The 24,787-nt window shown below is 52.4% G+C and carries 28 protein-coding genes; 14 read left to right on the forward strand and 14 right to left on the reverse strand.

Annotated elements, in window-relative coordinates:
* The first annotated feature begins 3 nt into the window (after positions 1-3).
* The gene (locus LX87_RS19480; RefSeq protein WP_111630469.1) at positions 4-939 is read left to right on the forward strand and encodes a hydroxypyruvate isomerase family protein; all 936 of its coding nucleotides are present in this window, start codon (positions 4-6) and stop codon (positions 937-939) included.
* Between the two features lie 76 nt (positions 940-1,015).
* Here the strand turns inward: LX87_RS19480 and LX87_RS19485 are convergent, their stop codons facing one another.
* The 3 genes from LX87_RS19485 to LX87_RS19495 form a co-directional block, all read right to left on the reverse strand.
* Entirely contained in the window at positions 1,016-1,327 is a 312-nt protein-coding gene (locus LX87_RS19485) for an isoamylase early set domain-containing protein (protein ID WP_111629962.1), read from the reverse strand.
* Positions 1,328-1,574: 247 nt separating this feature from the next.
* Positions 1,575-3,872: a TonB-dependent receptor gene (locus LX87_RS19490; RefSeq protein WP_211325340.1), complete on the reverse strand. Its 2,298-nt coding sequence runs from the start codon at positions 3,870-3,872 to the stop codon at positions 1,575-1,577.
* Between the two features lie 142 nt (positions 3,873-4,014).
* Entirely contained in the window at positions 4,015-4,380 is a 366-nt protein-coding gene (locus tag LX87_RS19495) for a DUF8478 family putative metalloprotein (RefSeq protein ID WP_111629963.1), read from the reverse strand.
* Between the two features lie 260 nt (positions 4,381-4,640).
* Between LX87_RS19495 and LX87_RS19500 the strand changes: the two genes are divergently transcribed.
* Entirely contained in the window at positions 4,641-5,834 is a 1,194-nt protein-coding gene (locus tag LX87_RS19500) for a Gfo/Idh/MocA family protein (RefSeq protein WP_111629964.1), read from the forward strand.
* 29 nt (positions 5,835-5,863) lie between these two features.
* A complete protein-coding gene (locus LX87_RS19505) occupies positions 5,864-7,516 on the forward strand; it encodes a sensor histidine kinase (protein ID WP_111629965.1) in 1,653 nt (550 codons plus the stop codon).
* A gap of 2 nt (positions 7,517-7,518) precedes the next feature.
* Here LX87_RS19505 and LX87_RS19510 read toward each other — a convergent pair whose 3' ends face one another.
* Entirely contained in the window at positions 7,519-8,250 is a 732-nt protein-coding gene (locus LX87_RS19510) for a GntR family transcriptional regulator (protein ID WP_111629966.1), read from the reverse strand.
* 129 nt (positions 8,251-8,379) lie between these two features.
* Between LX87_RS19510 and LX87_RS19515 the strand changes: the two genes are divergently transcribed.
* From LX87_RS19515 to LX87_RS19550, 8 genes are all read left to right on the forward strand, one after another.
* Positions 8,380-9,171 (forward strand): SDR family NAD(P)-dependent oxidoreductase, encoded by a 792-nt coding sequence (locus LX87_RS19515; protein WP_211325341.1) that lies wholly within the window; start codon positions 8,380-8,382, stop codon positions 9,169-9,171.
* A 109-nt stretch (positions 9,172-9,280) separates the two neighbouring features.
* Positions 9,281-10,186, forward strand: coding sequence for an ROK family protein (locus LX87_RS19520; RefSeq protein WP_111629967.1), 906 nt, complete (start codon positions 9,281-9,283; stop codon positions 10,184-10,186).
* Positions 10,183-11,010: a sugar isomerase domain-containing protein gene (locus LX87_RS19525; RefSeq protein ID WP_374755137.1), complete on the forward strand. Its 828-nt coding sequence runs from the start codon at positions 10,183-10,185 to the stop codon at positions 11,008-11,010. The genes LX87_RS19520 and LX87_RS19525 overlap by 4 nt, the downstream gene beginning before the upstream one ends.
* Before the next feature lie 71 nt (positions 11,011-11,081).
* Complete coding sequence (locus LX87_RS19530) at positions 11,082-12,107, forward strand: methionine synthase (RefSeq protein ID WP_111629968.1); 1,026 nt, start codon at positions 11,082-11,084, stop codon at positions 12,105-12,107.
* A 61-nt stretch (positions 12,108-12,168) separates the two neighbouring features.
* Positions 12,169-12,876 (forward strand): glycosyltransferase family 2 protein, encoded by a 708-nt coding sequence (locus tag LX87_RS19535; RefSeq protein ID WP_111629969.1) that lies wholly within the window; start codon positions 12,169-12,171, stop codon positions 12,874-12,876.
* Between the two features lie 16 nt (positions 12,877-12,892).
* A complete protein-coding gene (locus tag LX87_RS19540; RefSeq protein WP_111629970.1) occupies positions 12,893-13,747 on the forward strand; it encodes an MBL fold metallo-hydrolase in 855 nt (284 codons plus the stop codon).
* A gap of 75 nt (positions 13,748-13,822) precedes the next feature.
* A complete protein-coding gene (locus LX87_RS19545; protein ID WP_111629971.1) occupies positions 13,823-15,010 on the forward strand; it encodes an FG-GAP repeat domain-containing protein in 1,188 nt (395 codons plus the stop codon).
* A gap of 41 nt (positions 15,011-15,051) precedes the next feature.
* Entirely contained in the window at positions 15,052-15,588 is a 537-nt protein-coding gene (locus LX87_RS19550) for a GNAT family N-acetyltransferase (RefSeq protein ID WP_146624508.1), read from the forward strand.
* 5 nt (positions 15,589-15,593) lie between these two features.
* On the opposite strand, the gene LX87_RS19555 is transcribed toward LX87_RS19550, so the two are convergent.
* From LX87_RS19555 to LX87_RS19580, 6 genes are all read right to left on the reverse strand, one after another.
* Positions 15,594-15,938, reverse strand: coding sequence for a hypothetical protein (locus LX87_RS19555; RefSeq protein ID WP_111629973.1), 345 nt, complete (start codon positions 15,936-15,938; stop codon positions 15,594-15,596).
* Position 15,939: 1 nt separating this feature from the next.
* Complete coding sequence (locus LX87_RS19560; protein WP_111629974.1) at positions 15,940-16,275, reverse strand: hypothetical protein; 336 nt, start codon at positions 16,273-16,275, stop codon at positions 15,940-15,942.
* 45 nt (positions 16,276-16,320) lie between these two features.
* A complete protein-coding gene (locus LX87_RS19565) occupies positions 16,321-16,665 on the reverse strand; it encodes a hypothetical protein (RefSeq protein ID WP_111629975.1) in 345 nt (114 codons plus the stop codon).
* A gap of 45 nt (positions 16,666-16,710) precedes the next feature.
* On the reverse strand, positions 16,711-17,064 hold the full coding sequence (locus LX87_RS19570; protein ID WP_111629976.1) for a hypothetical protein: 354 nt from the start codon (positions 17,062-17,064) through the stop codon (positions 16,711-16,713).
* A gap of 76 nt (positions 17,065-17,140) precedes the next feature.
* Positions 17,141-17,767: a hypothetical protein gene (locus LX87_RS19575; RefSeq protein ID WP_111629977.1), complete on the reverse strand. Its 627-nt coding sequence runs from the start codon at positions 17,765-17,767 to the stop codon at positions 17,141-17,143.
* A 29-nt stretch (positions 17,768-17,796) separates the two neighbouring features.
* Positions 17,797-18,132 carry a hypothetical protein gene (locus LX87_RS19580; RefSeq protein ID WP_111629978.1) on the reverse strand — a complete coding sequence of 112 codons (336 nt, stop codon included), beginning with the start codon at positions 18,130-18,132 and terminating at the stop codon, positions 17,797-17,799.
* A gap of 82 nt (positions 18,133-18,214) precedes the next feature.
* Between LX87_RS19580 and arfB the strand changes: the two genes are divergently transcribed.
* Positions 18,215-18,616 carry an alternative ribosome rescue aminoacyl-tRNA hydrolase ArfB gene (gene arfB / locus LX87_RS19585; protein ID WP_111629979.1) on the forward strand — a complete coding sequence of 134 codons (402 nt, stop codon included), beginning with the start codon at positions 18,215-18,217 and terminating at the stop codon, positions 18,614-18,616.
* Positions 18,617-18,668: 52 nt separating this feature from the next.
* Here arfB and LX87_RS19590 read toward each other — a convergent pair whose 3' ends face one another.
* Positions 18,669-19,703 carry a DUF3500 domain-containing protein gene (locus LX87_RS19590; RefSeq protein ID WP_229310735.1) on the reverse strand — a complete coding sequence of 345 codons (1,035 nt, stop codon included), beginning with the start codon at positions 19,701-19,703 and terminating at the stop codon, positions 18,669-18,671.
* 215 nt (positions 19,704-19,918) lie between these two features.
* On the opposite strand from LX87_RS19590, the gene LX87_RS19595 reads away from it, so the two are divergent.
* Positions 19,919-21,151 (forward strand): sensor histidine kinase, encoded by a 1,233-nt coding sequence (locus tag LX87_RS19595; protein ID WP_170139397.1) that lies wholly within the window; start codon positions 19,919-19,921, stop codon positions 21,149-21,151.
* Positions 21,152-21,272: 121 nt separating this feature from the next.
* On the opposite strand, the gene LX87_RS19600 is transcribed toward LX87_RS19595, so the two are convergent.
* Both LX87_RS19600 and LX87_RS19605 read right to left on the reverse strand, forming a co-directional pair.
* Complete coding sequence (locus LX87_RS19600) at positions 21,273-21,929, reverse strand: hypothetical protein (protein ID WP_146624509.1); 657 nt, start codon at positions 21,927-21,929, stop codon at positions 21,273-21,275.
* 21 nt (positions 21,930-21,950) lie between these two features.
* Positions 21,951-23,132, reverse strand: a complete 1,182-nt coding sequence (locus LX87_RS19605; protein ID WP_111629982.1) for a histidine decarboxylase — start codon at positions 23,130-23,132, stop codon at positions 21,951-21,953.
* Between the two features lie 549 nt (positions 23,133-23,681).
* On the opposite strand from LX87_RS19605, the gene LX87_RS19610 reads away from it, so the two are divergent.
* Positions 23,682-23,933, forward strand: a complete 252-nt coding sequence (locus LX87_RS19610) for a LytTR family transcriptional regulator DNA-binding domain-containing protein (protein ID WP_111629983.1) — start codon at positions 23,682-23,684, stop codon at positions 23,931-23,933.
* A 64-nt stretch (positions 23,934-23,997) separates the two neighbouring features.
* Here LX87_RS19610 and LX87_RS19615 read toward each other — a convergent pair whose 3' ends face one another.
* Positions 23,998-24,696 (reverse strand): 3-keto-disaccharide hydrolase, encoded by a 699-nt coding sequence (locus tag LX87_RS19615; protein WP_111629984.1) that lies wholly within the window; start codon positions 24,694-24,696, stop codon positions 23,998-24,000.
* Between the last annotated feature and the right edge of the window lie 91 nt (positions 24,697-24,787).

Consider the following 24,787-nt stretch of genomic DNA (forward strand, 5'->3'; position numbering starts at 1 on the left):
ATGATTCAACGTCGCGATTTTGTCAAATCAACTTTAGGACTGGCCGGGGCCACACTGGCCGGAAACTCGCTGGCCGGTAACGAATCCTCACCACCGCAGACCATGGCTAAAAACCAATTCAAACTCCTGTATGCACCCCACTTCGGGATGTTTACCAACAGCGCCGGAAAAGACCTGATCGACCAGCTTAAATTTATGGCGGATAACGGTTTTAAGGCGCTGGAAGACAACGGGATGATGGGGCGGCCGGTTGAGGAGCAGGAGAAAATCGCGAAGGAAATGGCCCGGCTCGGGATGAAAATGGGCGTGTTTGTGGTCGATAAAGGCGGGAACGGTGCCAATACGCTGGCGGCTGGCAAAAAGGAATACATCGATATTTTCCTGAATGGCTGTAAAAAAGCCGTGGAAGTAGCCAAGCGGGTGAACGCTAAATTCATGACGGTGGTACCCGGCGATTTCCAGCGCGATCTGCCCATCGGTATTCAGACCGGTAACGTCATTGATGCCCTCCGTCGGGGCGCTGAAATTCTGGAGCCCCACGGTCTGACGATGGTGCTGGAGCCGCTGAGCGATACGCCCAACCTGTTTTTACGCACCTCCGACCAGACCTACGAAATTTGCCGTGGGGTGAACAGCCCGGCCTGCAAAATTCTGTTTGATGTGTATCACATGCAGAAAAATGAGGGCCACATCATTCCGCACATCAACTGGTGCTGGAGCGAAATTGGTTACTTCCAGATTGGCGACAACCCGGGCCGGAAAGAGCCGACAACGGGCGAAATCAACTACAAGAACGTTTTCAAGCACTGTTACGAGAAAGCCAAGGCCAACAACCAGGAGTTTATCTGGGGTATGGAACACGGCAATGCGTTCCCCGGTAAGGAAGGCGAAATGGCCCTGATCAAAGCCTACGTCGAATCAGACAGCTTTGCGGTTTAGGGTAACCGGTAACGTAAAAAACCTAAAAAGCCCGGCCAAAAGGTCGGGCTTGCTTTTTTAACGGCACGCTGAGCAATTACAAAGCAACTACCGAGTTGTCGTCGGACGAAACACCGCTGCCAATGTATTTGTCGGCTTCCGGATCGTTCAGCCATTGGTCACCATCAATCAGATAACGGAATTGCGTTTCCTGACCTACGGGCAATTCAACTGTGGTTTTATAAGATCCGTCTTTTTGTTTCTTGAGAGGAGTAGCCGACGCGTCCCAGCCGTTAAAATCACCAACCAGAGCAACCTCTTTTGCGCCATTAACAGCGTCAGCAGGCAGCGTAAACGTTACTTTGCAAATTGTAGGCTTGCTTTTTACATACTGTTTTGCAAGTGCCATATCGAGTAGAGTGTTTGGTTTATAGTGTAAAATTATATGAAAAGGTAAGTAATGCAATGGTAATCAAACTTTTGGGTCATGGCTTTCTGGTAAACGTCCTATTCTTGAAAGTAATAATTTAAAAAGCAGAATTAAAACAACGTTTTCTCATAGAACCATATTACAAAAAAAAAGTTTATACCGGCCATCCCGCCCTTTTTTGCACACCCCCGATTGGTCCAATCAGGGGTGCTGTACGTCTTTTTCCTTAGCGGATTGTATACCGAACACCCAAAAAACCGCGAATTCCCTGGTTGGGGGCGAATACGTACGTAGGGTCAAAGGTCAGCCGGTACGGATTGTCGGGGCTGGCCACCACCTGCCCGTCGGGGCCAAAAACCACCCCCTTGTCGAAGGGGTCAAAAGCCCGGGCAATGCTGTTGGCCGGGGGCGTGAAATTCAGCAGGTTCTTTAGTCCACCGTAAATTTCAAATCCATTGTCAAACCGCTTGGTAAGCTGAATGTTTTGAATGCTCCAGGTCGGTGAGTATTCGGGCCGCGGATCGTCGGAACTCAGCAGGGGAAGCCGCATCGGGCCGTACAGATTGCCGGTATAATCGGCGGACAGGCCGCGTCCGAAATCGTAAGAAACCGCCCAGGTTCCCGTGATGCGCTCGGTCAGTAACTGGCGGGTTTTAACGGGTTGCCCGTCGGCATCGTCTTCCACTTTATACACGTCCATGAGCGTAAAACCGGCGTTGACTTTCAGCGGGAACGTAAAGTTAGCGTCCAGGTTGACACTCAGACCCTTCGAAGTCGAGTGGCCTTTCAGATTGTCGAAAAAGATTTTGTTTGGATCCGTATCGTAATCGGCAATAATTCGGTTGGTGAAGTAGGTGTAAAACAGCGACGCGTCGACGTTCAGAAAACCGCTGCCAAACACGATCAGTTTGGTATAATTCAGGTTGACATTCCAGCTTCGTTCGGGTTTGAGTTCGTCTTCAACCACCACCTGCCGCGCGCCCGTCAGGGCCGCATGATCTTCCGTAAACAGATTGACCACCCGGTAGCCCGTTCCGGCATTGAATCGAATCACGTTGTCTTTGTTGGGCGACCATTTGTACGAAAACCGGGGCGTCAGGATGTTACCGTGTCGCGAATTATAATCGTAGCGAAGGCCGAGCAGCAGTTTGTGCTGGTCGTTAAACGTAAACTCAGGCTGCACAAAAATGCCGGGCAGTCGCGTCCGGTCGGGCTGGTTGATGGGCCGGAGCGAGTCGGCCGACTGGGTTGCCGGGGTGTTATCGTCGTAAAATGTATAGCGAAACGGCGTTCCGACCATCAAATTGACATGGCTGTTAAATTCCTTGTTCCAGAGCAGTTGGGCAAAGAAAATCCGCTGGGTGGCCAGAAAGGGCGTGGTGCCGTAAACGGAGTTCTGGTTATGGCTGTTGAACGACGATTGCAGGGTAATGTTTTCAGTCGTAGGCAGTTGATACGCCCCAATCAGCTCCAGGCGCTTGGTGAAAATGCTTTCGGCATACAGGCTGTCGGTGCCCCGCAGGCTGCGATTCCAGTTGGTTTGGCCGCCCCAGCGATCTTCGTAAAAATACCGGGCCGCGATGCTGGCCAGCCGGTTTTCTTTCCGTTCAAACTGCCATTTATTAAAGACCGAAATCCGGTGTTGCAGGGTTACATCCGTGAACCCGTCGCCGTTTTTGTCAAACGGTTTCTGGTAGTTATAATAATTCAAACCCACCAGCGAATTGGCGCTTCCGGCCCGGAATTTCACGCCCAGGTCGGCATTGTATTCCTGCCAGCTCGTTCCAAAAACGTCCGCGGTCACAATGGGCGCTTTCAGCGGATTTTTCGTAATGATGTTGATCAGACCGGCTACGGCTTCCGAACCGTACAGCGTGGATGCGGGGCCTTTCACCACTTCAACCCGTTCGACCAGCGAATTCGGGATGCCGGATAAGCCGTAAACCGTCGACAGCGCACTAACAATGGGCATACCGTCGAGCAGGACCATTGTGTAGGGGCCTTCCAGCCCGTTGATGTGAATATCGCCGGTATTGCAGACGTTGCAATTGAGCTGAGGCCGCACGCCGTTGATGTTTTGCAGGGCATCGTAGATGTTGGGCGTCGGGTTTTTCTGGAAGAATTTGGGGGTATAAATTTCCACCGGAACGGGACTTTCCAGTTTCGACACTTCTTTCATGGTGCCTGTTACCACCACCTCACCCAGCGTGTTGGCGGCTTCGCGGAGTTCGACGGTCTGGCGGAATGTTTGTCCGGCGGTCAGCACAATGGTTTTCTGGAACGTTTCGAACCCCACCTGTGATACCACCAACTGGTAGCGCCCCGCCGGAATGCCGGTTAATTTAAAAACACCCGCGGTATCGGTCAGGGTGCCAAAACGGGTTCCTTTCAGGGCGACGGTGCTCAGTTCCAGTGGCTTTTGTTTCGAGAGAACCCGGCCTTCCACTGTGGCGGTTGATTGCGCATAGGCAAAGAAGGTACTGCACAAAAGGAGCAGCACCGATACGTATATCGATTTTTGCATGGTTGTGTCAATGGATAAAAAGGGAGAAATAGGACCACTGCTGCCAAGGCACCGGGAAATAGTCTGTTATAAGCCAGTATTCACCGACGCTCAGGGGAGCAGGGCACGAAGAGGATCGCAAAAGCGACGAAATGGGAAGAGGTTATCCGACAACCGGCGGACCCCGATGGGAGAAATAAGGAAAGAAATGGGTACTGATGGACTCGTAGATCGTCAGGAAAAGACGCAGCACCGGCACGCTCAGAAGCGCACAGACCAGCATAAACGGCGTCAGACTGTCGTAGAGCGCGTTCGTGAAATTGTCGAGCCAGAATAATTCTCCGGTGGTGTGTGTGTTGGGCTGATAGGGACTATCGCCGACCGGAATGTACGGGTGCGCGTGAACGATAATCCGTCCGCTGGCGAGCTTGTGGGCGTGCCGGAAAACAACCGAATTGACCAGCATAAAGCTGAACAGAATCAGCAGAATACGGGCAATTTTCTGTCGATAAACCGGCAACCAGTGCATGGCTCTTTATAACAAGTAAAAACGGATGACTGTCCCGTTCGAACAAATATAGAAAATAAATTTAGACTCGTCTAAATTTAGCGTTAAATAGTAAGGCTGGCTCGTATTTTCTATCTTTTTAATCTAAAAAGCTATCCATCCATTTTCTCGCTGGCTATATTTGGAAGCAGGGATGAGCTAAAAATGAAGAGTTGCTAACGCGTAAAATTCATTCCTAACTCGTACCTTTTCATACCTAACTCCTAACTTTTCACCTTATTATGCGAAAAATTGCCATGCTGGGTTCCGGTTTTATTGGCCGGTTCTACGCCGAATCCATCCACGGTCAACGGGGCCGCGACCGTGTTGTGGCCATTTACGCCCGCCGTGAAGAAAGCGCCAGAAAGTTTGCCGCCGATTACGGTTGTTCGATCTGGGGCACAGACATGGAGGAGGTGATTGCCCATCCGGAGGTCGATATGGTGTGCATTGCGCTGCCCAACAACCTGCACGAAGCCGCCGTGATGCTTTGCGCCAAACACAAAAAAGCCGTGGTGAGCACCAAACCGCTGGGCCGTAATGGGGAGGAAGCCCTGCGGATGATGAAAGCCGTGGAGGAAGCCGGAATTTTTGCCGGTTATCTGGAAGACCTCTGTTACACCCCGAAATTCCTGAAAGCCCTCGAAAGCGTTAAAAACGGCGCTTTAGGCCGGATTCTCTGGGCCAAGTCGCGCGAGACGCACCCGGGGCCGCATAGTGACTGGTTTTGGGACAAAGAACAGGCCGGTGGGGGCTGTATGCTCGACCTCGGTTGCCACTGCGTGGAAATTGCCCGGAATTTCATCGGGAAAGACGTCAGACCCGTGGAGGTGATGTGCTGGGCGGCTACGCAGGTGAAACCCATCGACGCCGAAGACCACGCCATTGCCCTGGTGAAATACGAAAACGGCGCCATTGGGCAGTTCGAAGTAAGCTGGACCTTCCGGGGTGGAATGGACCTGCGCGACGAAGTGATGGGCACCGAAGGCACCATCTGGATCAACAACTTTCTGCGCACGGGTTTTGAGATGTTTACGACTGGCAAAGGCGCTGATTATGTGGCCGAAAAAGCGGAGAGTACCACCGGCTGGCTTTTTCCGGTGGGGGATGAGGTAAACGACCTGGGCTACAACCACATGTTTACGGATATGTTCAATGCCGCCGATGAAGGACGCCAACCCGCCGAGACGTTCTACGACGGGTATGTGGTTAACGCCATCCTGGACGCGGCTTACCGGTCGGCGGAAACCAAGCAGTGGGAACCCGTGCACCTGCCGGTCTGGCGGGGTCAGGAGGGGCTGAAACCCGAATCGACGCTGGTGGATTATGACGAAAATTATTACCTGATTAAAGAAGAAGTAACGCATGACGGACGGCATAAGGTGATCCTAAAAGACAAGCAAACCGGCCGGATTTTAGAACGTGATCTGACCTAGAAAACAAGCCATCCATGACTTTTACCTGAGTGATACCATCCGACGCTAGCACGACCGGTTCTGCGAAACTGGCCTTTACCTATTGCCCCCATTTTGCCAAATTTTTGCTGGACCACCACCTGGAAGAATTTAGCCAGGAACTGCTGCGCCTATACCGGCAGGTAGACATTCCGATGCTGGCTTTTTATAAAGACCTGCCGCCCGAACAACTGGCCGGGATATTGAACGCTTCGTCGATGAAACTGCTCACGGCTTTTGCTGAAAACCGGACCAGCCAGCACATTGATGCGACGTTGCAGCGCTGGGCGCATGATCAGTTGGGCAGGGTGGGTCGTAATCAGGTTGCAACCCGGGATATTGCCCTGATGGGATACGTCCGTAAGCAGGCTTTTATGACGTTCCTGCCCCGCTACACCGTCGATCCGGTTCAGATAATCGGACTCATCCGGGAACTGGATGCCTATACGCTTGAACTGGCTAATAATGCTTTCACTCTGTATATCAGCCTTTTGCAGCAGAAAATTGATGAACAGGTTCATTTTATCCGGAAAATTACCGATGCGGCCCCGGCTATCATCGGAACCTATAACATCCATTCGGGCCAGTATCAATTTATTAGTCAGGGGTTTGAAATGCTATTGGGGTATCCTCGGCAACGGGTTCTGGAGGAAGGAGTTAATTTTTTACTGACCCTTATTCACCCGGACGATTTGCCGAGCCTGCTGGCTGAGAACGCTCAGGCACTGGAAAGGACGAATCAGGTGTCTGATGGTCAGGATGAAACGCAGGTTCTGGAATTTAAATACCGGATGCGGCACCAGAACGGCCCGTACCGCTGGTTTCAGACCTACGGTACGGTTTTCGACCGCAATCAGCAGGGAAGGGTCGAGCATGTTCTCAATATTTCAATCGATATTACCGATAAGATGGAAGCCGAGCACCAGGTGGAGGAGAAAAACCGCCGATTGGTGCAGTCAAACGCCAGTTTGCAGGAGTTTGCCTACATCGCCAGCCACGACCTGAAAGAGCCGCTGCGGAAAATTTCCACGTTTGGTGATCGGTTGCTACAGAGCCAGCAGGGAAATATGAATGCGGAAGGAGAAGTGTATCTGGCGAAAATCATTGACGCGGCCCAGCGAATGCACACGCTGATCGGGGATATTTTATCGGTTTCGCTGATCTCTTCGGATCAAACCTTTGAAAAACAAAGCCTGAAGCAGATTCTGGACGATGTTCTACAGGCGCTCGAGCTTCAGATGGAACGGATGCAGGCTCAGGTGTACACCGATGATCTGCCGGTTGTGCCGGTCATTGCCTCTCAGTTCCGGCAACTTTTTCAGAATCTGCTCACGAATGCTTTCAAGTTTGCCCGGACAGGGGTGCCTCCGGTCGTCCGGATCAGCCACCGGTTTTTGCCGCCGGGCGATGTGCAGCCCCTTGGTCTGACGGCGGGTCGGCCGTACCTGGAACTGAAAATTGCCGACAACGGTATTGGATTCGACAACCGGTACGCCGGTAAAATCTTCGCTATTTTTCAGCGACTCCACACCCGGAAAGACTTTGAAGGCACCGGAATCGGGCTGGCGATTTGCAGAAAAATCGTGGAAAATCACGGCGGTATCATCACGGCTGAAGGTGTTCCCGACCAGGGAGCCACGTTTACCATCATCGTTCCGGCCTGAGGTCAGAACCGTCCGTGCAGCATGTAACGATCGGTGCGGGCGTACAGGGAAGAATAGAAATTAAAATCAGGCCGGTTGGTATCGAGCCGTTTGTCGAGCCGCAGCAGGGGGGTGTTGACGCTCACCTGAAGGTGCCGTGCTAACTCGCCGTCGGCGGTGACAGCCAACACTTTCTGTTCACCACCTTTGACCAGCAAACCGTATTTGGTCCGCAGCAAATCAAACAGTGAACGGTTTTCCAGCCGCTGGCGTGAGAAACCGGGTAAATACCGGTTGGGTAAACTGATTTTCTCAAAAAAGACGGGCTCCTCGTCCACCGCCCGCAGCCGTTCGAAATAAATAAAACCTGCTTTGGTATCTTCTTCGGTTGGGGTAAACAAAAAATCGTCCGGGAAGGAATGTTGCTTGGGTTTGATCACAATTGTCGTGGTCATGCCCTCGGCCCGGGTCGCATTTGCCGTATTGGCCAGCCGCCCAACAATCGACATCACGCCCAGGCCAATCGGGAGCGGCTGTACGATGCTGCCCTTGCCCTGGTGTTTGCGGATGTAACCGTCCTGCACCAGCAGACCGAGCGCCTGCCGGATGGTGGGTTGCGTCAGACGGAACTGATTCTGAAGGTCTTTTTCGGAGGGCAACAGGTCACCGGCTTTAAAATCACCCCGGATGATTTGCTGACGCAACGATTCATACAGATACTGGTACTGCGGGATACGGGTTGGCCGATCGGTCATAGAGAATGGAAGGTTGGTAAGCAAGTATACAAAAATCTGCTCAATCTGAAACTTATTATAATAAGTGGTTGCAATACTAAAAGCCAGTTTATACCTTCGTTTTTCATAAGGCTTTTCTTTATTTATCCAATGGACCAACTGTGGCTGGCGAACAAACGGATTGTGATTATTGGCGGAACAACGGGTTTGGGCCTGTCGGCTGCGCAGGCATTTGTTGGGCAGGGCGCCCGCGTTGTGGTGGTGGGTCGAAAGGAAGAAAGCTGCAAGGCGGCCGAAGCTCAACTGGGCGGTTTTGGCCTGGCCCTGAACGGCGACGCCACCGATCCGGCCACGGCTATATCGGCCATTACGCTTTGCCGGGGCGAATTTGGCGGTTTTGATGGACTCTACCACGTAGCGGGCGGAAGCGGCCGGCGGTTTGGCGATGGGCCGTTGCACCAGCTAACGCTCGAAGGCTGGAACAAAACCTTTGAACTGAATCTGACTTCGCTGATGCTTTCCAATCAGGCGGCCATTCAGGCGTTTCTGGAGCAGAATACCGGCGGCACGATTCTGAATATGGGTTCCGTGCTGGGTTTTTCGCCCTCGCCGAATTATTTCGCGACCCATGCGTATGCCGCGACCAAATCCGCCATTATCGGTTTTACAAAATCCATTGCGGCTTATTATGCGGCTAACCATATCCGCGTCAATGTGCTGGCTCCCGGTCTGGTCGAAACGCCAATGGCCCAACGGGCGGCCAATGATGAAACAATTCTGAAATTTATTGGCACCAAACAGCCGCTGGACGGTGGGCGCATCGGGCAGCCAACCGATCTGGACGGAGCTGCTATCTATTTCATGTCGGAGTATTCGCGATTTACAACGGGCCAGGTGCTGGCAGTCGATGGTGGCTGGGAGGTCAGCGAAGGGCAATATTGAGTAGACTTCTTAACAAAACGATTTTGGATAACAGGTGAGCCGGTCTGCTGGCTTATGGCAGTTCCGACGGAAACCGTAACAAACTACCCCAACCCGTAAACCAGCATACATGAAGGCAATCGGCATCGACATTGGCGGCACCCGGATTAAAGGCGTATTGATCGACGCCCAAACCGGTACCGTATTGCACCGGGTCATTACACCGACCAACGACCGGGAAGACGGCCAGTGGAAAGAAGCCGTCGCCGATACATTTCGTCAGCTTAAAGCCGGTGCCGACGGCGCGGTGGCCGGGGTTGGCCTGTCGGCGCCGGGTTTGCCCACACCCGCCAATGATGCAATTGCCTGCATGCCGGGCCGGTTGCCGGGGCTGGAAGGACTCAACTGGTCCGCCTTTCTGGGCCAGCCCGTGCGGGTGCTGAACGATGCCCATGCCGCTCTGATGGCCGAAGCCCGGTTTGGAGCCGCCCGCAACATCCAGAATGCGCTCATGCTGACGCTTGGCACGGGCGTGGGGGGCGGTCTGCTGATAAACGGGAATCTTTATCAGGGATTCTACCAGATGGCCGGTCATCTGGGCCACATTCCGGTTCAGGCCGACAGCAGCCAGTTGGGCATTACCGGTACGCCCGGCTCGCTGGAAGACGCCATTGGCAACGCGACGGTTTCGCGCCGATCATACGGGCGGTATGCGATGACCAACGAACTGCTGGAAGCGTATCACCGGCAGGAGCCACTGGCCACGTTGGTCTGGCTGACTTCCGTGCGGCATCTGGCTGTGGCCATTGCCGGTCTGGCCAATGCCTTTTCACCGGAAGTCGTTATTCTGGGGGGCGGCATCACGCAGGCCGGTGAAGCGTTGTTTGGCCCTCTGGACTCATTTCTGGATCTTTTTGAGTGGCGACCCGCGGGTAAAAAGACCACCATCCGCAAAGCCCATTTCGAAGACTGGGCGGGAGCCATTGGCGCGGCCGGGTTCGCAGTTACAGTAGACAGTGAAATACATACCCTATGATGATACACACGTACTTACAAAAATGCCGACACCTGATTGATGTCGTTGAGCGGCAGACGGCGGAGTTACAGCAGGCGGCTCAGTGGTTTGCCGACACCATTCTGGCGGGCCGGATGGTTCATGTATTTGGTTCGGGACACAGCCGGATTATGGTGGAAGAAATGTGGCCGCGCTACGGTTCATTTCCGGGTTTCAATCCGATTGTGGAGCTGTCGCTGACGTTTCATAACCTGGTGGTCGGGGCCAATGGGCAACGGCAGGCCATGTTTCTGGAAAACGTCCCGGGTTTGGCCGAACGGATACTGCGGAATTACGACCTTTCGGGACAGGATTCGGCGCTGGTGATTTCGTCGAGCGGGAGCAACGTGGTGCCCATCGAAATGGCGGAAGAGTTTCAGAAACGGGGCGTAAAAGTTGTTGCGATCATTACCCGAGAACACGCAGAGCGGAGCACCAGCAAGCGGAAAGACGGTCTGAAACTAAGTGACTTTGCCGATCTGGTGCTTGATACCGGTGCGCCCGTGGGTGATGCGATGGTAACGGTTCCGAATTTGGAAACACCTGTGTCGCCCGGCAGTACGGTGGGGGGCGCGTTGATCATCAACAGCATCAAAGCCGAACTGGCCCGCCTGCTGACCGAAGCCGGGCAACCGCCCAAGGTCCTGACGGCCGGTGCCGTGGTTGGGTCCGAACGGGCTACGGAATTATTCGAAGCCGCTTATGACGAACACGCCCACCGGCTGGCCAAACTTTACGCACAGGTGGGGCAAACGGCTAGTCTGCCCACTCAGGGACCGGCGGGCGCTCCCGTTCAATCGGTGTAATTGCTAACGTGATAAGACTCTTACTTTGACCAGACGCACGAACTTCCGTGCGTCGATACATACCCCAACTCATGCAACCCAAACCCATCCGTACAACCGTCATTGGCAGTTATCCGTTTCCCGGCTGGCTCGAATTCGCTTCCCAGAATCTGGATCAGTTTGGTCCCGCCGATATAGAAGAAATGATTGAAGATGCCGTGGTAGCGGCTATTCATGACCAGACCACCGCCGGGCTGGACGTCATTACCGACGGTGAACAAACCCGGCTGGACTTTAATCTGTCGTTCTACGGTTACATCAAAGGGCTGCAACCCAACCACGCCGAGACGCGGAAATTTGGTCCACCTGCCCACGATCAGCGCGGTAAACACTCGATCGTGGAGGAACTGACGGCCCCGAACGGGTTGGGCGCGGTGCAGGAATACCAGCGCCTGAAAAAGCTGGCTCCGGCTGGCCCCACCCTGAAAGCGTCCATTCCGGGACCCTACACCCTCAGTGGCCGGATGCTGCCAAATGATCGCTACAAAGACCGGTATGCCATTACGGAAGCCCTGCTGCCTTTTGTCCGGAAAGAACTCGAAGACCTCGTAGCGGCTGGCTGTGAGGAAATTACCGTCGATGAGCCGTCGATGTCGTGTTATGCCTACAAGGAAGATACGAAGCGGTTTGTGGATATTTTTAACCGGACGGTGGCCCCGGTGGTGGGCAAATGCCGCCTGTCTACGCACCTGTGCTTCGGCAATTTCAAAGGTCGGCCCGTTGGTTACCGTAAAATTCACCCCATGCTGCCGGATTTTCTGGACTTAGCGGTTGATGAAGTTCACGTTGAAATGGCAAACCGGGAGTTTGATGAGATTGAGTTGATTGCAGAATTTGCCCGGAAAATGGACGTGGCCGTTGGTATTATCGACGTAAAAAATTATTACATCGAAACCGTCAATGACGTGGTTGAGCGCATTGAAATGTGCCTGAAACACATTCCGGCGGAGAAGCTGGCGGTAGCGCCGGATTGCGGGTTGAGCCAGACGGCTCGGTGGGCCGCCCGCCAGAAGCTAATTAATATGGTGGCTGGAGCCAAAAAAGTAAGGGGAGAATAAATAACTCAAACACAGTGCGCCTTTCGGAGTTGTTATAGCTGTTAACAATGCAACGTGGGGCATGGAAAATAGCTGTGGAATTACCTGTATCATACCGTTTTATAACGAAGGGGATCGTATTTTCCCGGTTTTGGAAGTGGTAACGGCCCTGGGCGCTTTCGATCAGATCATCTGTGTCGATGATGGCTCGGAGGACGATACATTAGCCCGGATTCGGCAACGGTGGCCACGCCTGACGGTGATGCGGATGCCGGAAAATCAGGGCAAAACGGCGGCTATCAAACGGGCGGTGCAAGCCGTTGAGTCGCCGTATGTGATGCTGATGGATGCGGATTTGCGAAATCTGGAGCCCAACGAACTGGCGCAGATTGTCCGGATGATTGGTACATGCCCGGATGTGGACATGCTTATTTTTCGTCGTCTGAATGCCGAATGGTTTGTCCGGATGAACCGTGCCGATGTGTTGTTGTCCGGAGAGCGGATTTTGCGAACCGCCGATCTGCGCGCCGTTCTGGCCGGACCGGTTGACGGTTTTCAGCTGGAAATGGCGATCAACGAATACATGTGGAAGCACCAGAAGGAAGTGTGCTGGGTGCCGTGGTCGGCCAAAAATACGTATAAAATGGACAAACGGGGGCCGGTTGACGGTTTCCTGAAAGACGTTATGATGTACGCCGATATTTTGCAGTATATCGGGGTGGTTAGCTTTGTTCGCCAGATGGCTGGTTTTGCCCGGAAACCCCTGCGGGGAAAACCGGTTTTAACTTAATGTTGCGCGTTGCTTTATGAAGGAATTGATTCCCGCTGTTCAAAAAGACCAAACGTTACTGACTGATATTGAAACCGCTCGTTCGGAGGCTAACCAACTGCACGTCTGGTGGCTGGGACAGAGCGGTTTTTTGGTGCAATGGCAGGGCCGGAGCATCCTGTTTGACCCGTATCTGTCGGATTCGCTGACGGTTAAATACGCCAACACCGATAAGCCGCACATCCGGATGTCGGAGCGGGTAGTCGATCCGGCGCAATTGGCAGATATTGACGTGGTTACGTCCAGCCACAACCATACCGATCACCTCGATGCCGAAACGCTGTTGCCGTTGTTTCGTACCAATCCGAAAACCCAGTTTGTTATTCCGGAAGCCAACCGTTCATTTGTCGCCGACCGTCTGAATTATGACCGGGCTTTTCCGATTGGCCTGAACGACGGCGAAACCGTGGAGGTGGCCGGATTCATCGTTCATGGGGTTCCGGCGGCTCATAATGATCTGGAACGCGATGCGCAGGGCCGGTGTCGGTTCATGGGGTTTGTGGTGCAGGCCGGGCCGTGGACGCTCTATCACAGCGGGGATACGCTCTGGTATGACGGAATGGTGGAAATTCTGAAACCGTTTGCCATCGACGTGGCCTTTCTGCCCATCAACGGCAACAAACCTGAACGGCGCGTGGCCGGGAATCTGAATCCCGAAGAAGCCGCCCGGCTGGGCCGGGAGATTGGCGCCCGGCTGGTGATTCCGCACCATTACCATCTGTTTGAGTTCAACACCGAAGACCCTGCCAATTTTGTCCGCGAAGCGGAACGGTATCAAACACCGTATAAGGTGCTGCAACTGGGCGAACGCTGGAGCGGTAAAAAGGATTAGCCGTGAAGGGTTGATTATTGGCCGGCGAATGCCGAATATTGGAGAAAGTCCATCCACGAACCCTGCTTTCTTCCCATGAAAAAAATAGCCGCTCTGCTGCTGCTCGTCGGGCCGCTCTACGCCCAGAAACCCAGTTTTAAAGTTCAGGTTATTGATAACCAAATTGATATTGGATACGGTCTGGCCATTGGTGATGTAGACGGCGACCGAAAGCCGGACATTCTGATGGCCGATCAGAAGGAAATTGTCTGGTACCGCAACCCGGGTAAGCGCGATGCCGACTGGTCCCGGCATGTCATGGCCCAGAATCTGACTCCGCAGGACAACGTCTGCATTGCCGCCCGCGACATTGACGGCGATGGAAAGGTGGAAGTGGCCGTGGGTGCGGGCTGGAATCCGTCCGAAACCAACGATACCACCAAATCCGGAGCCGTCTTTTACCTCGTTCGGCCCCAGGACCCCACGCAAAGCTGGGAACCCATCCGGCTGCACCACGAAATCACAACGCACCGGATGCGCTGGGCAAAAGTCGCGCCGAATCGCTACCAGCTGATTGTGGTCCCGCTGCACGGGTTGGGCAACAAAAACGGCGAAGGGCGCGGTGTACGCATTCTGGGTTACGAAAAACCAAAAAATCCGCGCGACCCCTGGCCCATGCACCTCGTTGATTCGACGATGCACCTGACCCATAATTTCGAAATCTGGGAGGACGGCCCGGAAACCCGTCTGCTGATTGGTAGCAAGGAGGGAGGCAAAACCGTAGCGTACCGGAAGGGGAAATGGGTACCCGTTGAGCGTTGGATTGGCGCGGGCAACGGCATGGGCGAGGTGCGTCGGGGCTTTCAGAATGGCAAAATACCGTTCGTGGCAGCCGTTGAACCTATGCACGGCAATAAATTGGTGGTATACAAAAACGGACCTGTTGCCGATGCGCCGGATAAGCTTCTGTACGGTGTGCAGCAAACACTGACCGATCAGATGAATCAGGGCCACGCGCTGGCCTGTGGGGACTTTTTGAACCTCGGCGTCGATCAGATTGCCGTGGGCTGGCGGAATCCGAATGCCGAAAAGAAAGTGGGCGTACGGCTTTTTGTGCCGGATAAAACCCTGAAAACCTGGCAGGAACACATTCTGGACGATAGCGTAAGGATGGCAACGGAAGATTTGCTGGCTGCTGATCTGGACGGCGACGGCGATCTGGACCTGGTTGCTTCAGGGCGGGCCACCCTGAACGTGCTGATCTACTGGAATCAGCTTAAGTAAGCGAATTACTCTGAACATGCGACCGCGGACGAAACCGGGTTTTGCATCCGTCCCTCATACAACTGGCGCAGGGGCATTACCTGGGTCGTTTTAAAAACTATGTGAAGATGAAACCGCTCGACGAAATTCAGATTCTGGATTTTGATCCGGCTTATCGGGAACAGTTCAAGAAACTGAATCTGGCCTGGATTGAGAAGTATTTCAATGTCGAAGAACCCGACATCCGGGCGCTGAGCAATCCGGAAAGTTATATCATAGCGAACGGTGGTCGCGTGTTTTTTGCCCGATACCAGGGCCGCATTGTCGGTACGTGTGCGCTGCTGAAGGAAAACGACGAGGTGTATGAACTGGCCAAGATGGCGGTATCCCCCGAAGTACAGGGCAAACAGATTGGCAAAAAACTTTGTGTGCATTTGCTTGAAGCCGCCCGCCAAATGGGGGCCAAACGCGTCTATCTGGAATCGAATACCGCATTGACGCCGGCGCTGGAATTGTACAGGAAAGTGGGATTCTACCAAGTGGAATCCACCCCCTCGCCCTACCAGCGCGCGAACGTCAAAATGCAGATCGATCTGTAATCAGGTTACTGGAGCTCTTCACTGGCCGTTCGCAGGGCCGTAGCCAAACCCTGTAATTGAGAGGGTAATTCACCTTCCGGACCAATTTCGCCACTGAACTCCTGAACGGCGTCGGCAATTTCAGTCATAAGGCCGTTGATGGTGGCCGGGTCGGGCGATGATTGGGTTACAGCCTCCTGGAGTTGCGATAACTTACCGGCCAGATCCCGGGTGTTTTCGGATTCATTTAAAATGCCGATCCACTGCTGGAGCAGATCGGTATTGGTTTCACTGACGGAGACACCCGGGCCATGAGCCAGACTATCAATGGTTTTATCGAGCAGATCGGTTGCTGTGGAGTGAGATTCCATATTATAAGGACGTAGCAAGCGTTAAAATGGCGTTGGACAGATCGCGGAGTGGCTCGTGAATAGAGGCATCGCTGTTGGAAGCCTGTACGTTGAGTTGCTCCGATAAATCCAGCAGAATGGTTTTGACGGTTACCGGATCGGGGGCATCACTTTCCAGCTGGCTTTTCAGTTCCTGAAGTGAAGTAACCACCTGCTGATTACCAGCGGAATCGTCGAGCGTTTCCAGCCAGTTATCAATCAGGGATAGCCCGTCGACCGGTACGATGCTGGTGACACCGCCGTCGTTCAACGCCGAGATGGTCGTGTGAATGAGTTCGGTTGGTTGTTGGGTTGCCATTGAGACGATGGTTAGGTTTGAACGGATTTTAGCGGTCGGCCCGACTTATAGCTGATCGCTGAAATCCTGTAAGGCCAGGGCAATCTGTTGCAGCTCGTTAATCCACGGCCCTTCGCTCGACTGTACGATTTGCGTGGTATTGTCGGCCAGATCTTTCAGAAGCCGTTTGACCTGATCGGGGTCGGGGCTGGGCATCTGGAGCAGGGAGCGGAGCTGCATTAACTGGTCCAGTACCGGAGTAGCGGGGCGGCTTTCCTGTAGTATTTTAATCCATTTATCAATAACCGGAACCCCGTCGTTGGAGGATACGGATACGGCAGCATCGGTATCGCTTTTCAGGGTGTTGAGCGTCGCAGTGATTGCGGTCTGAGTTAATGCATTTGAAGGCATAGTTGTAACAAATTAAGGGATGGGTCAGAAATTGACCCATCAGGATTAGGCTAATTGATTTCCAAAGTTCCGCAGGGCAACGGCCAGGCTGTTGAGCCGCGCCGGATATTCACCACCGGCTTTAGCTGCCCACTGTTCGGATTGTTCGGCCAGCCCCAGCAGGATGCTGCGCACATGAATATTATCGATCATGGGTCCTTCCAGCGCTGTTCTTAGCTTCTGTAAGGTATTGGCCACATTGTCGGCTTCCGACGTTTTTAAGGACCGCAGCCAGTCACCAATGAGCGAAAGGCCCTCCTGGGGCGTTGTTTTCAGCGGTCCGCCGTCGAATGCTTCCATCGTTGCGTCGATCAGCGTTGTGGTATTGGAGTGTGGCGCCTGGGAATGTTGATGAGCCATAACCGAATCAAAAAGTTTAGTTGAGTAAAGGGATAGATAAAACGGTTACGAAAAACCGATTAATGCCGGACCAGGGCTAAATCTGTCGGCTATTGCCACCGCCGTCGCCGGTTGAAGGGCGTTTGTTGCGCGAATCGGTACCGGAGTTCGATGCCGCCGAATCACCCGAGGAGCCGGAGCTGTAGCCCGATCCGTAGGATTTATAAGCACCACCGCCCTGTAGATTGCCAACATCGTCTGTATTGCTGTTTCCCGGAACTGCCGGATTGACTCCCGGATTGCCCGTTGCGCTGCCCGTTCCGGTTTGGGTGAAAATCTGGGCGCGGCCGTGTTTGTCGGCAATGTTGCCCGCTTCTCCGGCAATGACCTTTTTAAAGTCCTGTAACGTCTGCACCAGTTGATCCAGTTGCAGTTTTACTTTGTCATCGTCCACGGATTGGGCCGCCTGCTGGGTTTGCCCGGCCAGGTCGTCCAGGAGCGTTGCAATTTGGGCCGTATCCTGGTTGCCTTCCATTAGTTGCGCTTTCAACTCACTGAGTGTCTGGGTGATTTGCTGGGCCGTTTCATCCGTCTCTTCGCTGCGTAACGCCGTCAGCCAGTGATCGATCAGGGAAATACCGTCGATGGTCGAAATTGACGTTGTATCTCCATTGAAGCTATTTACCGTCGAATCGATAAGATTTGTTGCCTGTTGATTTGCCATTGGCTTTCTTGATTTCGTTTCTGGAAAAATTATTTCGCCATCGCCCGGCTGAAGTCTCTGAGATTTTCTACCAGCTTGTTGAGCGCCTGGCGTTGGTCACCCGTGGCATTCTGCGCCACGACGGCAGTTTGATCGGCCAGATCTTTTAATAACAACTGAATAGCAACCATGTCGTCCGAATCCAGCGCATCCCGGAGTTGTTCGAGCGTCGGGACCACGGTTTCCCATTCTGGCTGCGTCCGTAAAATAACGATCCAGTCTTCGACCAGATTAACGCCTTCTGCGGTGGTTGACGATGGAGCTCCTCCACCGAGGACCGTATTCGTATCGCCGAGCATGGTGTCAATTTTTTCACGATGTGCCATAACGAGATCTGTTTTTCGCGTATATGATGGAACCGTCACTGCGCCGGATTGTTTGTACCTTTATTAAGTTTTTAGCCTAACGATGGATCCAACACGGCTTTTTCCGGAATTACAATTTCAGTTTGCCCGCAGTGGTGGCAAGGGCGGTCAGAACGTCAACAAAGTGGCGTCGAAAGCCGAACTTTACTTTGACATTCCGAAGTCAGCGGTATTGACGGAGGAAGAAAAAGCGGTTTTGCTCGACAAACTGAGCAACAAACTCACCTCGGAAGGCGTCCTGGTGCTGTATCACCAGACGGACCGGTCACAACTGGTCAACCGCGATAAAGTGACCGAAAAATTTTATCAGCTTATTCGTAAAGCTTTCGAGAAACCTAAACCCCGCAAGGCTACCCGACCCACGAAGGCGTCGCTGGAGGAAAAAAAGCAGGAGAAGCAGCGCCGGGGCGAGGTGAAAGCCGGGCGCCGGAAAGTGGATTACTGAAACTGGCTTCCCGCCAAAACGGACGGTTTCGGCGGGAAGCAATAACCGGTTGTTACTTGTGCTGCGTCTTGTAGTGTTCTGCCAGCATATCTTCCCCAAAATCGTTTGTTAAGTCCCGCACGACCGAATGAACGTGGTTGGCGTTGTTCTGCGAATTATCGTATTCAATCAGCAGAGTAGGCCCCTGAATGCGGTAATACTGGCCTTTTCCCGGACCAAAACCGACTTGCCGGTCGCCCGCCCAGGCAAACACCAGCTTGTCCAGACCAACTTTTTTGAGCTTGTCCATCTGCTGGTTTTTCAGCGTGACGTGGTAGTTGTTCAGGTACGTTTCCAGCAACGATAAAAAGGTTTTCTGCTGGCTACTGGTCAGTTGCGGAAACGAAATTCCCTCCATTTTTTCAATCGATGCTTTCCGGGTATGGGTCGTAACAATGTCGTTCGGGCAGGTTTCGCTGATGAGCGCCCGGGCCAGCTGATCGCTGTTGAGCGAGTTGACCAGCGCCAGCGCCAGGGCTTCTTCCTGCTTCAGAATCTGACGGCCTTTCTGCGGCACGTCGGCCCGGACAATGCCCGGATTGCTGCCCAGAAACGTCGGTGTCATGCCAATCACTTTGCCGGTGAGCGATGAAAAATGCAGCGACAGGTGGTGCCCATCGATTCGCCAGCCCCAGGGTGTTTTGTTGGAAACATCGCCAAAAACCGAAAATGAATAGTTTTCCGGATCGCGGTAGGTATCGTTTGGTGGACGGTTTTCAACCACCCGCAGGACGTTTTCAAGGTCAATAATCGACGTAACTTTTTCGTAGCCCTGCTCACTCAGCGTCGTTTTCAGCAACGCCATAGCGGCTTTTTGCTGCTGCGGATTCATTTGTTTCAGGGGCAGGCCGTTGCGCTTGCGCGGGATGTAGTGCCAGTCGAACCGTTCTTCACTGTCGAACGGAAAAACCGCCAGTTTGCGTTGTTCGGCATCGAGGCTGTTGACAAACGTTTGCGCGGCTGCGGCCATTTCCTTACTAACGGGTTCGCGGGAAGGGGGCGTGAAGGCCAGCAACAGCCCAGCCAGGAGAATCAGGTGCTTTTTCATGAGGTTCAGGAATAGAAAAAGGAAGATACAGCTTTATGATTGATTACGTAACCTGCCGCGCCGGAAAATGATTAGCAGGACCGATCAATGGGGCGGGCCGGCTTCGTGGCTATTTTTTAACGGATGAAGCCGATTAAATGGCGGTTCATTGATGGATGCGTGGTTGCAGGCGGCAAAAGCGGTATCTTACCTGTCGGAATGTGGACTGCCTAACGATGAAACCCTTGATCGACCGCCTTTTACGGACTTCGGGACTGCCGATGACGTCCCGTCAATTCTGGCGGTACAGTTTTTTATACTGGAGTTTTTTTTCGCTGATCTGGTATTGTCAGGCAACGATGGTCTGGCTGCTGACGCCCAACGGTCGGATGTATTATACCGAAACGTTATACTGGCTGATTGAATTACTTTTCTGGTGGGCTGCCACGCCGGTTATTATCTGGTGCGCCCAACGGTTTTCCCTCCTGCGAAAACAGAGTGCCAGCCGTTTTGCCATGCAGTTGCTGACGCACGTACTGATTGCCGCCCTGCTCTACGGTCTTGAACTGGTGATTGAACACCTGCTGCTGGGTTCGGCCATAGCGCACGAACAGGGGCGGGCCATTACGGTTCGGCGGGTCTTGGTGGTTTTTTTCCTGAGTTTTGGTACCGCCTTTTCCCAATATATGCTGCTGGTGGTTTGTTACAGCGTCTTGACGCACATTTACAAACTGCAATCGCTCAAGGAGCAGAATCTTCAAACGGAGTTAATCAACGAGCAGTTGAATACGCAGTTGGCAAACGCCCAGCTTCAGGCACTGAAGATGCAGTTGAATCCGCATTTTCTGTTCAATACGCTCCATTCGATTGTGAGTATGCTGATGGGCAACCAGAGCCGCCGGGCTATCCAGATGGTAACCACCCTGAGCGATCTGCTCCGGAGTGTTTTGATGCGGCAACAGGCCAATTTTCTCACCCTGCGCGAAGAAATGACGCTGGCCAAACAATACCTGGCGATTCAGGCCATCCGCTTCGAGGACCGGCTGACGGTCGAATACGACATTGCGCCCGAAGCCGAGCACTGTCTGCTGCCCCAGCTTATTCTGCAACCCCTCGTCGAGAACGCCATCACACACGGGATTGCCAACCGGTCGGAAAGTGCCCTGATCCGGATCAGGGCGCAGCGGCAGGAGGATGTGCTGCTGGTGGAAGTGTTCGACAACGGTTTGGGGCAAAAAGGTCGGCGGAACACGGCCGGTACGGGCCTGGGACTTTCCAACACGCGCTCACGCCTGGAGAAAGCCTACGGCGATAAGGCCCAGCTCCAGTTCGATCAGCCGCCCGGCGGCACGACGACCATCCGGTTGCGGATTCCCTGCCAATGTTCATTAGTCCATCCTTCCGAACTGAAAGATGCCCTGGCCTGCGAACGTACGGCAGGTTTGTCCTCGCAAACACCAGGCAAGTAGGATGAGTTACTCAAATTACCTGCCTGGTGTTTCTGGGCTCGGCCTTCGACTTTAGTAGAAACGGATTGGAGCTATTTTGAATTATTATTACTTGACTGTGAAAATATAGGGTCGTACGGTTTTATAGCCCTGCACCCTTCCGTTTGATGAATACCCCGATAGGTACGGAGCTATTTTCCAGAAAGACATTTTTATGAATATAAAAGCCCCAATCTCTACAGTATAGCCTTGCCGCCTGCGGGGTACTTGCAATTATAAAGGGTACGTCGTAGCCAAGTTTCAGGTAGTAATCAATGGCCCATCCTGCAAGATGCGAGCCACTACCAGCCCCCTTCGAGTCTGGCAAACGGGCCAGATAATCAGGGAGCATACTGTTTTGCAGTTGCTCCGGACTAAGGTTTACCTCACCAGCATCGTAAAGCCAGTTATAACGTTTAACGCCTTCCGGGCCAAGTACATCGTACCATCGTTTTTTCCATTCGCTGGGTTCCTGCTGGTTAGCACCGAGCCACGTGCACACAAGCACTACATCCCGATCAGGTGTGCTGAATACATCTCCCCCTGAAGCAAAGGTATCTTTGACAACCGCTTCAAAATAGTCACGAAAAGAATCCAGACTTGCTCTTTCGCCCAGCCAGAAGTTCATGGTGGGATCATGTAGAAATCCGGTTGCCAAAACTTCCCATTGCCAGGGCTCCGGCTGGGTAAGTTTGATAGGATCGGGAAAGTTCTGTTTACTAAGAAAGCGTTGTAAGGGTTCTTGAATAGTGTTTTCCATCTGCATTTCGATTATCTTGAATTATAGTTGTGTGATCATAATGCTGTCACCTGGTTTCACGAAGACACGGGAATGGGTAGGTTCTCTGGCGATTAAACTGGTTTCTTTCAGAAGGTCTTCAATAAAATCATCAATTCTTTGCTGTGATATTCCGGGCATACAGATGAGGTGGGCTTGTCCGGCATTGGTGGCCAGTTGCCATTTGCGGCAGATGGATGCCGATGGTTTGGGGAATACGACAGTAATTGCTTTTTCATTACGCCAGGCCGCTATTCCATGTTCCTGAAGTCGACGTTGGGTATACTCCGCGAGTGAGAGACACTCCAAAGCCCTCCTGAGCAAACCTTCTCGGCCTTGCTGCTTGATGGCATACCACATAAAAACGGGACTATGACCGTTTCGGGACCCCGCAATGGTACTATCAAACGAGCCGATGTAGGAGACCGGCTTGCTCACGCGTTCTTTATATTGGTCCTTTATGACCACCACTCCGCAGGGAAAAGGAGAACCAATGAATTTATGCCCGCTACAGGCAATGCTGTCTACTCCGTTCGCAAAATCAAATTGCGGTTCTTCTTCCAGCACAGCCAGGTAACTTCCTGACAGGGCCGCATCACAATGGATATAATGCGATTTGACAGCGGCTTTCTGCAGCACGGATCGGATGGTGGGAACATCATCTTTCGCTTCCGTCATGGTAGTACCGATGTTGGCCACTACGATAGCCGGGCGGTTGCTATACCGCTTGATGGACTCTTCCAGGTCTTTATAATCCATTTCTCCATTGGGCTGGATGCGAATCATACAGGAAGGCATATTGAGTAGCCGGATACTTTTCGATATACTATAGTGCGTGGCGGCCGAATAATAGATTACGGCTTCGGGGTAGAGTTCCCGGGCTACGTATAAACCATACAGATTCCCTTCGCTACCCCCACTGGTTACATACCCCCAGCGATTGTGCTTGGGAGCTCGGAACAAATCGGCAAAGAATTCGACAACTTCGCGCTCCATACTATGGGAGTTTACATCATAATTAGATTCAATATAGGGGTCTCCCACATTGTTAATGTGGTACTGAAATAAGGTATGTAATTCACTAAAATCAAAGTCAAGAGCGAATGGATAACCAATTGCGTTACTGGATCGCTCGGCCAATAAGTCCTTATAACGTTGCAGTCGTTCTACTTCCTTAACAGTCATTAGTTTATCTATTTTAATTGAAAAATACTTTTTTCGGTCTTATTGGTTTTGTTAGAAAAGACTTGATAGAAAACGGGTTTTAACAGACATAGTATGCGTGGCGGATGGCCATGGTTCTTAAAGTCGATATACCAGTTTTTACTTAAATAATGCTGTAATTGGCTAAAGCGTACTACGCTTCATCGGTATTTTTAAAAGGTATTAACAAACAAAAATATTTATGATTTGTATATGCAAATATAATCATGTTGAAATCGATTCCAAATCAAATTGATTTCAAAAGTTAGTAATTGGTTAAGATTGTTAAACAGGATAGTAACAATCGTTGTCATGGAGGCCAGACAGAATAACCAGAGCGCAATTAAACGTATTTATGCTTCTTACTTAATAGTTAAGCATTGGTCCAGTATTGTTGAGAATTAGTTGGATAGTGTTTGCAAAGAGCACAAGATCAGCGCACCTAACACAAGTGGGGATTGATTGCAAAAAGTGTCAGGCATTATAAACTTAGCAAGTGAAAAGCAGTAGAGGGGGAGAGGAAATTGGAGAGTGAATCTCAGGTGTCTTACCCAAGCCGGGAAGCACATTGTTTACGACAGCCTGATCAAGCTGGAAACCCGTCTGGACCCAAACCAGTTTGTGCGGATTCACCGGTCGCACATTGTTAATCTGGCCCAGCTCCAGTTCGATCAGCCGCCCGGTGGCACGACGACCATCCGGTTGCGGATTCCCTGTCAGTCGTCGCTGCTTCATTCCGCTGATCAGGTAGAAGCCGTTTCCCGGTTAAACCCAACGCCATAAAAAAAGCGGAGCCGCAGCGTATTGGATTGCTGCAACTCCGCACAAATACCGCATCAACCGGTTTTTACAACTCCCGAATCCGGAGGTTCCGGTACCAGACTTTTTCTTTCGGATTATGGCTTTGCAGGGCAATTTTGCCTTTAGCGTGCGCCTTGGCGTAGGGCAAATCCTTGAATTTACTCTTGGCAACCATAGCCTTCCACTCGTCGCTGCCATACACATATTCCACCACCTTTTTGCCGTTCAGGTAGTGTTCTACTTTGTTGTTGTTCACCACAATCCGGCCCTTGTTCCATTCGCCAGGGGCTTTTACGATATTGGGATCGTTGGGGGCCTGCATGTCGTAATTGGCTCCAGTTAACTGGCTGTCCTTTAGTTTCTGACCAGCGCCCAGGGGATAATTTTTGTCATCAATCACCTGATATTCAGGGCCAGACCAATAAGTTGATTTGTTGGCGGGGTCTTCAACAACCTTATAAACCACCCCGCTATTGCTTTGCGCCGGGATTTTGAACTCGAACTCAAAATCGAAATTTTCAAATTCCTTGTCGGTCACCAGGTCACCACCGGTTCCGTCGGGCGTCAGGGCACCGTCTTCAACGTTCCAGCCGACAACGTGATCTTTTAGGTAACTATGCCAGCCTTTCGTCGTTTTTCCGTCGAACAGCGCCATCCATTTGCCGGGTTTGGAGCCGATGGTGGAAAAACTCATTAAGCTAATCAGACCGGCCACGAGGCCGATGGCAAAGGTTGCTTTTTTCATTGTTTCGTAGGGTTATGGGGTAGGTTTCCGGTTTACGGCGGGCTAACGGGTTCGACGAATCGGACGCGCCAGCCTGCCATAAACTCAAAAA

The organism is Larkinella arboricola, assembly GCF_003259745.1.
Classification (GTDB): Bacteria; Bacteroidota; Bacteroidia; order Cytophagales; family Spirosomataceae; genus Larkinella; species Larkinella arboricola.

Excerpts from the sequence above, each read along its gene's own strand:
- LX87_RS19485 (WP_111629962.1), bottom strand. The coding sequence starts at position 1,327 with ATGGCACTTGCAAAACAGTATGTAAAAAGCAAGCCTACAATTTGCAAA.
- LX87_RS19490 (WP_211325340.1), bottom strand. The coding sequence starts at position 3,872 with ATGCAAAAATCGATATACGTATCGGTGCTGCTCCTTTTGTGCAGTACC.
- LX87_RS19495 (WP_111629963.1), bottom strand. The coding sequence starts at position 4,380 with ATGCACTGGTTGCCGGTTTATCGACAGAAAATTGCCCGTATTCTGCTG.
- LX87_RS19500 (WP_111629964.1), top strand. The coding sequence starts at position 4,641 with ATGCGAAAAATTGCCATGCTGGGTTCCGGTTTTATTGGCCGGTTCTAC.
- LX87_RS19510 (WP_111629966.1), bottom strand. The coding sequence starts at position 8,250 with ATGACCGATCGGCCAACCCGTATCCCGCAGTACCAGTATCTGTATGAA.
- LX87_RS19515 (WP_211325341.1), top strand. The coding sequence starts at position 8,380 with ATGGACCAACTGTGGCTGGCGAACAAACGGATTGTGATTATTGGCGGA.
- LX87_RS19520 (WP_111629967.1), top strand. The coding sequence starts at position 9,281 with ATGAAGGCAATCGGCATCGACATTGGCGGCACCCGGATTAAAGGCGTA.
- LX87_RS19525 (WP_374755137.1), top strand. The coding sequence starts at position 10,183 with ATGATGATACACACGTACTTACAAAAATGCCGACACCTGATTGATGTC.
- LX87_RS19530 (WP_111629968.1), top strand. The coding sequence starts at position 11,082 with ATGCAACCCAAACCCATCCGTACAACCGTCATTGGCAGTTATCCGTTT.
- LX87_RS19535 (WP_111629969.1), top strand. The coding sequence starts at position 12,169 with ATGGAAAATAGCTGTGGAATTACCTGTATCATACCGTTTTATAACGAA.
- LX87_RS19540 (WP_111629970.1), top strand. The coding sequence starts at position 12,893 with ATGAAGGAATTGATTCCCGCTGTTCAAAAAGACCAAACGTTACTGACT.
- LX87_RS19545 (WP_111629971.1), top strand. The coding sequence starts at position 13,823 with ATGAAAAAAATAGCCGCTCTGCTGCTGCTCGTCGGGCCGCTCTACGCC.
- LX87_RS19555 (WP_111629973.1), bottom strand. The coding sequence starts at position 15,938 with ATGGAATCTCACTCCACAGCAACCGATCTGCTCGATAAAACCATTGAT.
- LX87_RS19560 (WP_111629974.1), bottom strand. The coding sequence starts at position 16,275 with ATGGCAACCCAACAACCAACCGAACTCATTCACACGACCATCTCGGCG.
- LX87_RS19565 (WP_111629975.1), bottom strand. The coding sequence starts at position 16,665 with ATGCCTTCAAATGCATTAACTCAGACCGCAATCACTGCGACGCTCAAC.
- LX87_RS19570 (WP_111629976.1), bottom strand. The coding sequence starts at position 17,064 with ATGGCTCATCAACATTCCCAGGCGCCACACTCCAATACCACAACGCTG.
- LX87_RS19575 (WP_111629977.1), bottom strand. The coding sequence starts at position 17,767 with ATGGCAAATCAACAGGCAACAAATCTTATCGATTCGACGGTAAATAGC.
- LX87_RS19580 (WP_111629978.1), bottom strand. The coding sequence starts at position 18,132 with ATGGCACATCGTGAAAAAATTGACACCATGCTCGGCGATACGAATACG.
- arfB (WP_111629979.1), top strand. The coding sequence starts at position 18,215 with ATGGATCCAACACGGCTTTTTCCGGAATTACAATTTCAGTTTGCCCGC.
- LX87_RS19590 (WP_229310735.1), bottom strand. The coding sequence starts at position 19,703 with ATGAAAAAGCACCTGATTCTCCTGGCTGGGCTGTTGCTGGCCTTCACG.
- LX87_RS19595 (WP_170139397.1), top strand. The coding sequence starts at position 19,919 with ATGAAACCCTTGATCGACCGCCTTTTACGGACTTCGGGACTGCCGATG.
- LX87_RS19600 (WP_146624509.1), bottom strand. The coding sequence starts at position 21,929 with ATGGAAAACACTATTCAAGAACCCTTACAACGCTTTCTTAGTAAACAG.
- LX87_RS19605 (WP_111629982.1), bottom strand. The coding sequence starts at position 23,132 with ATGACTGTTAAGGAAGTAGAACGACTGCAACGTTATAAGGACTTATTG.
- LX87_RS19615 (WP_111629984.1), bottom strand. The coding sequence starts at position 24,696 with ATGAAAAAAGCAACCTTTGCCATCGGCCTCGTGGCCGGTCTGATTAGC.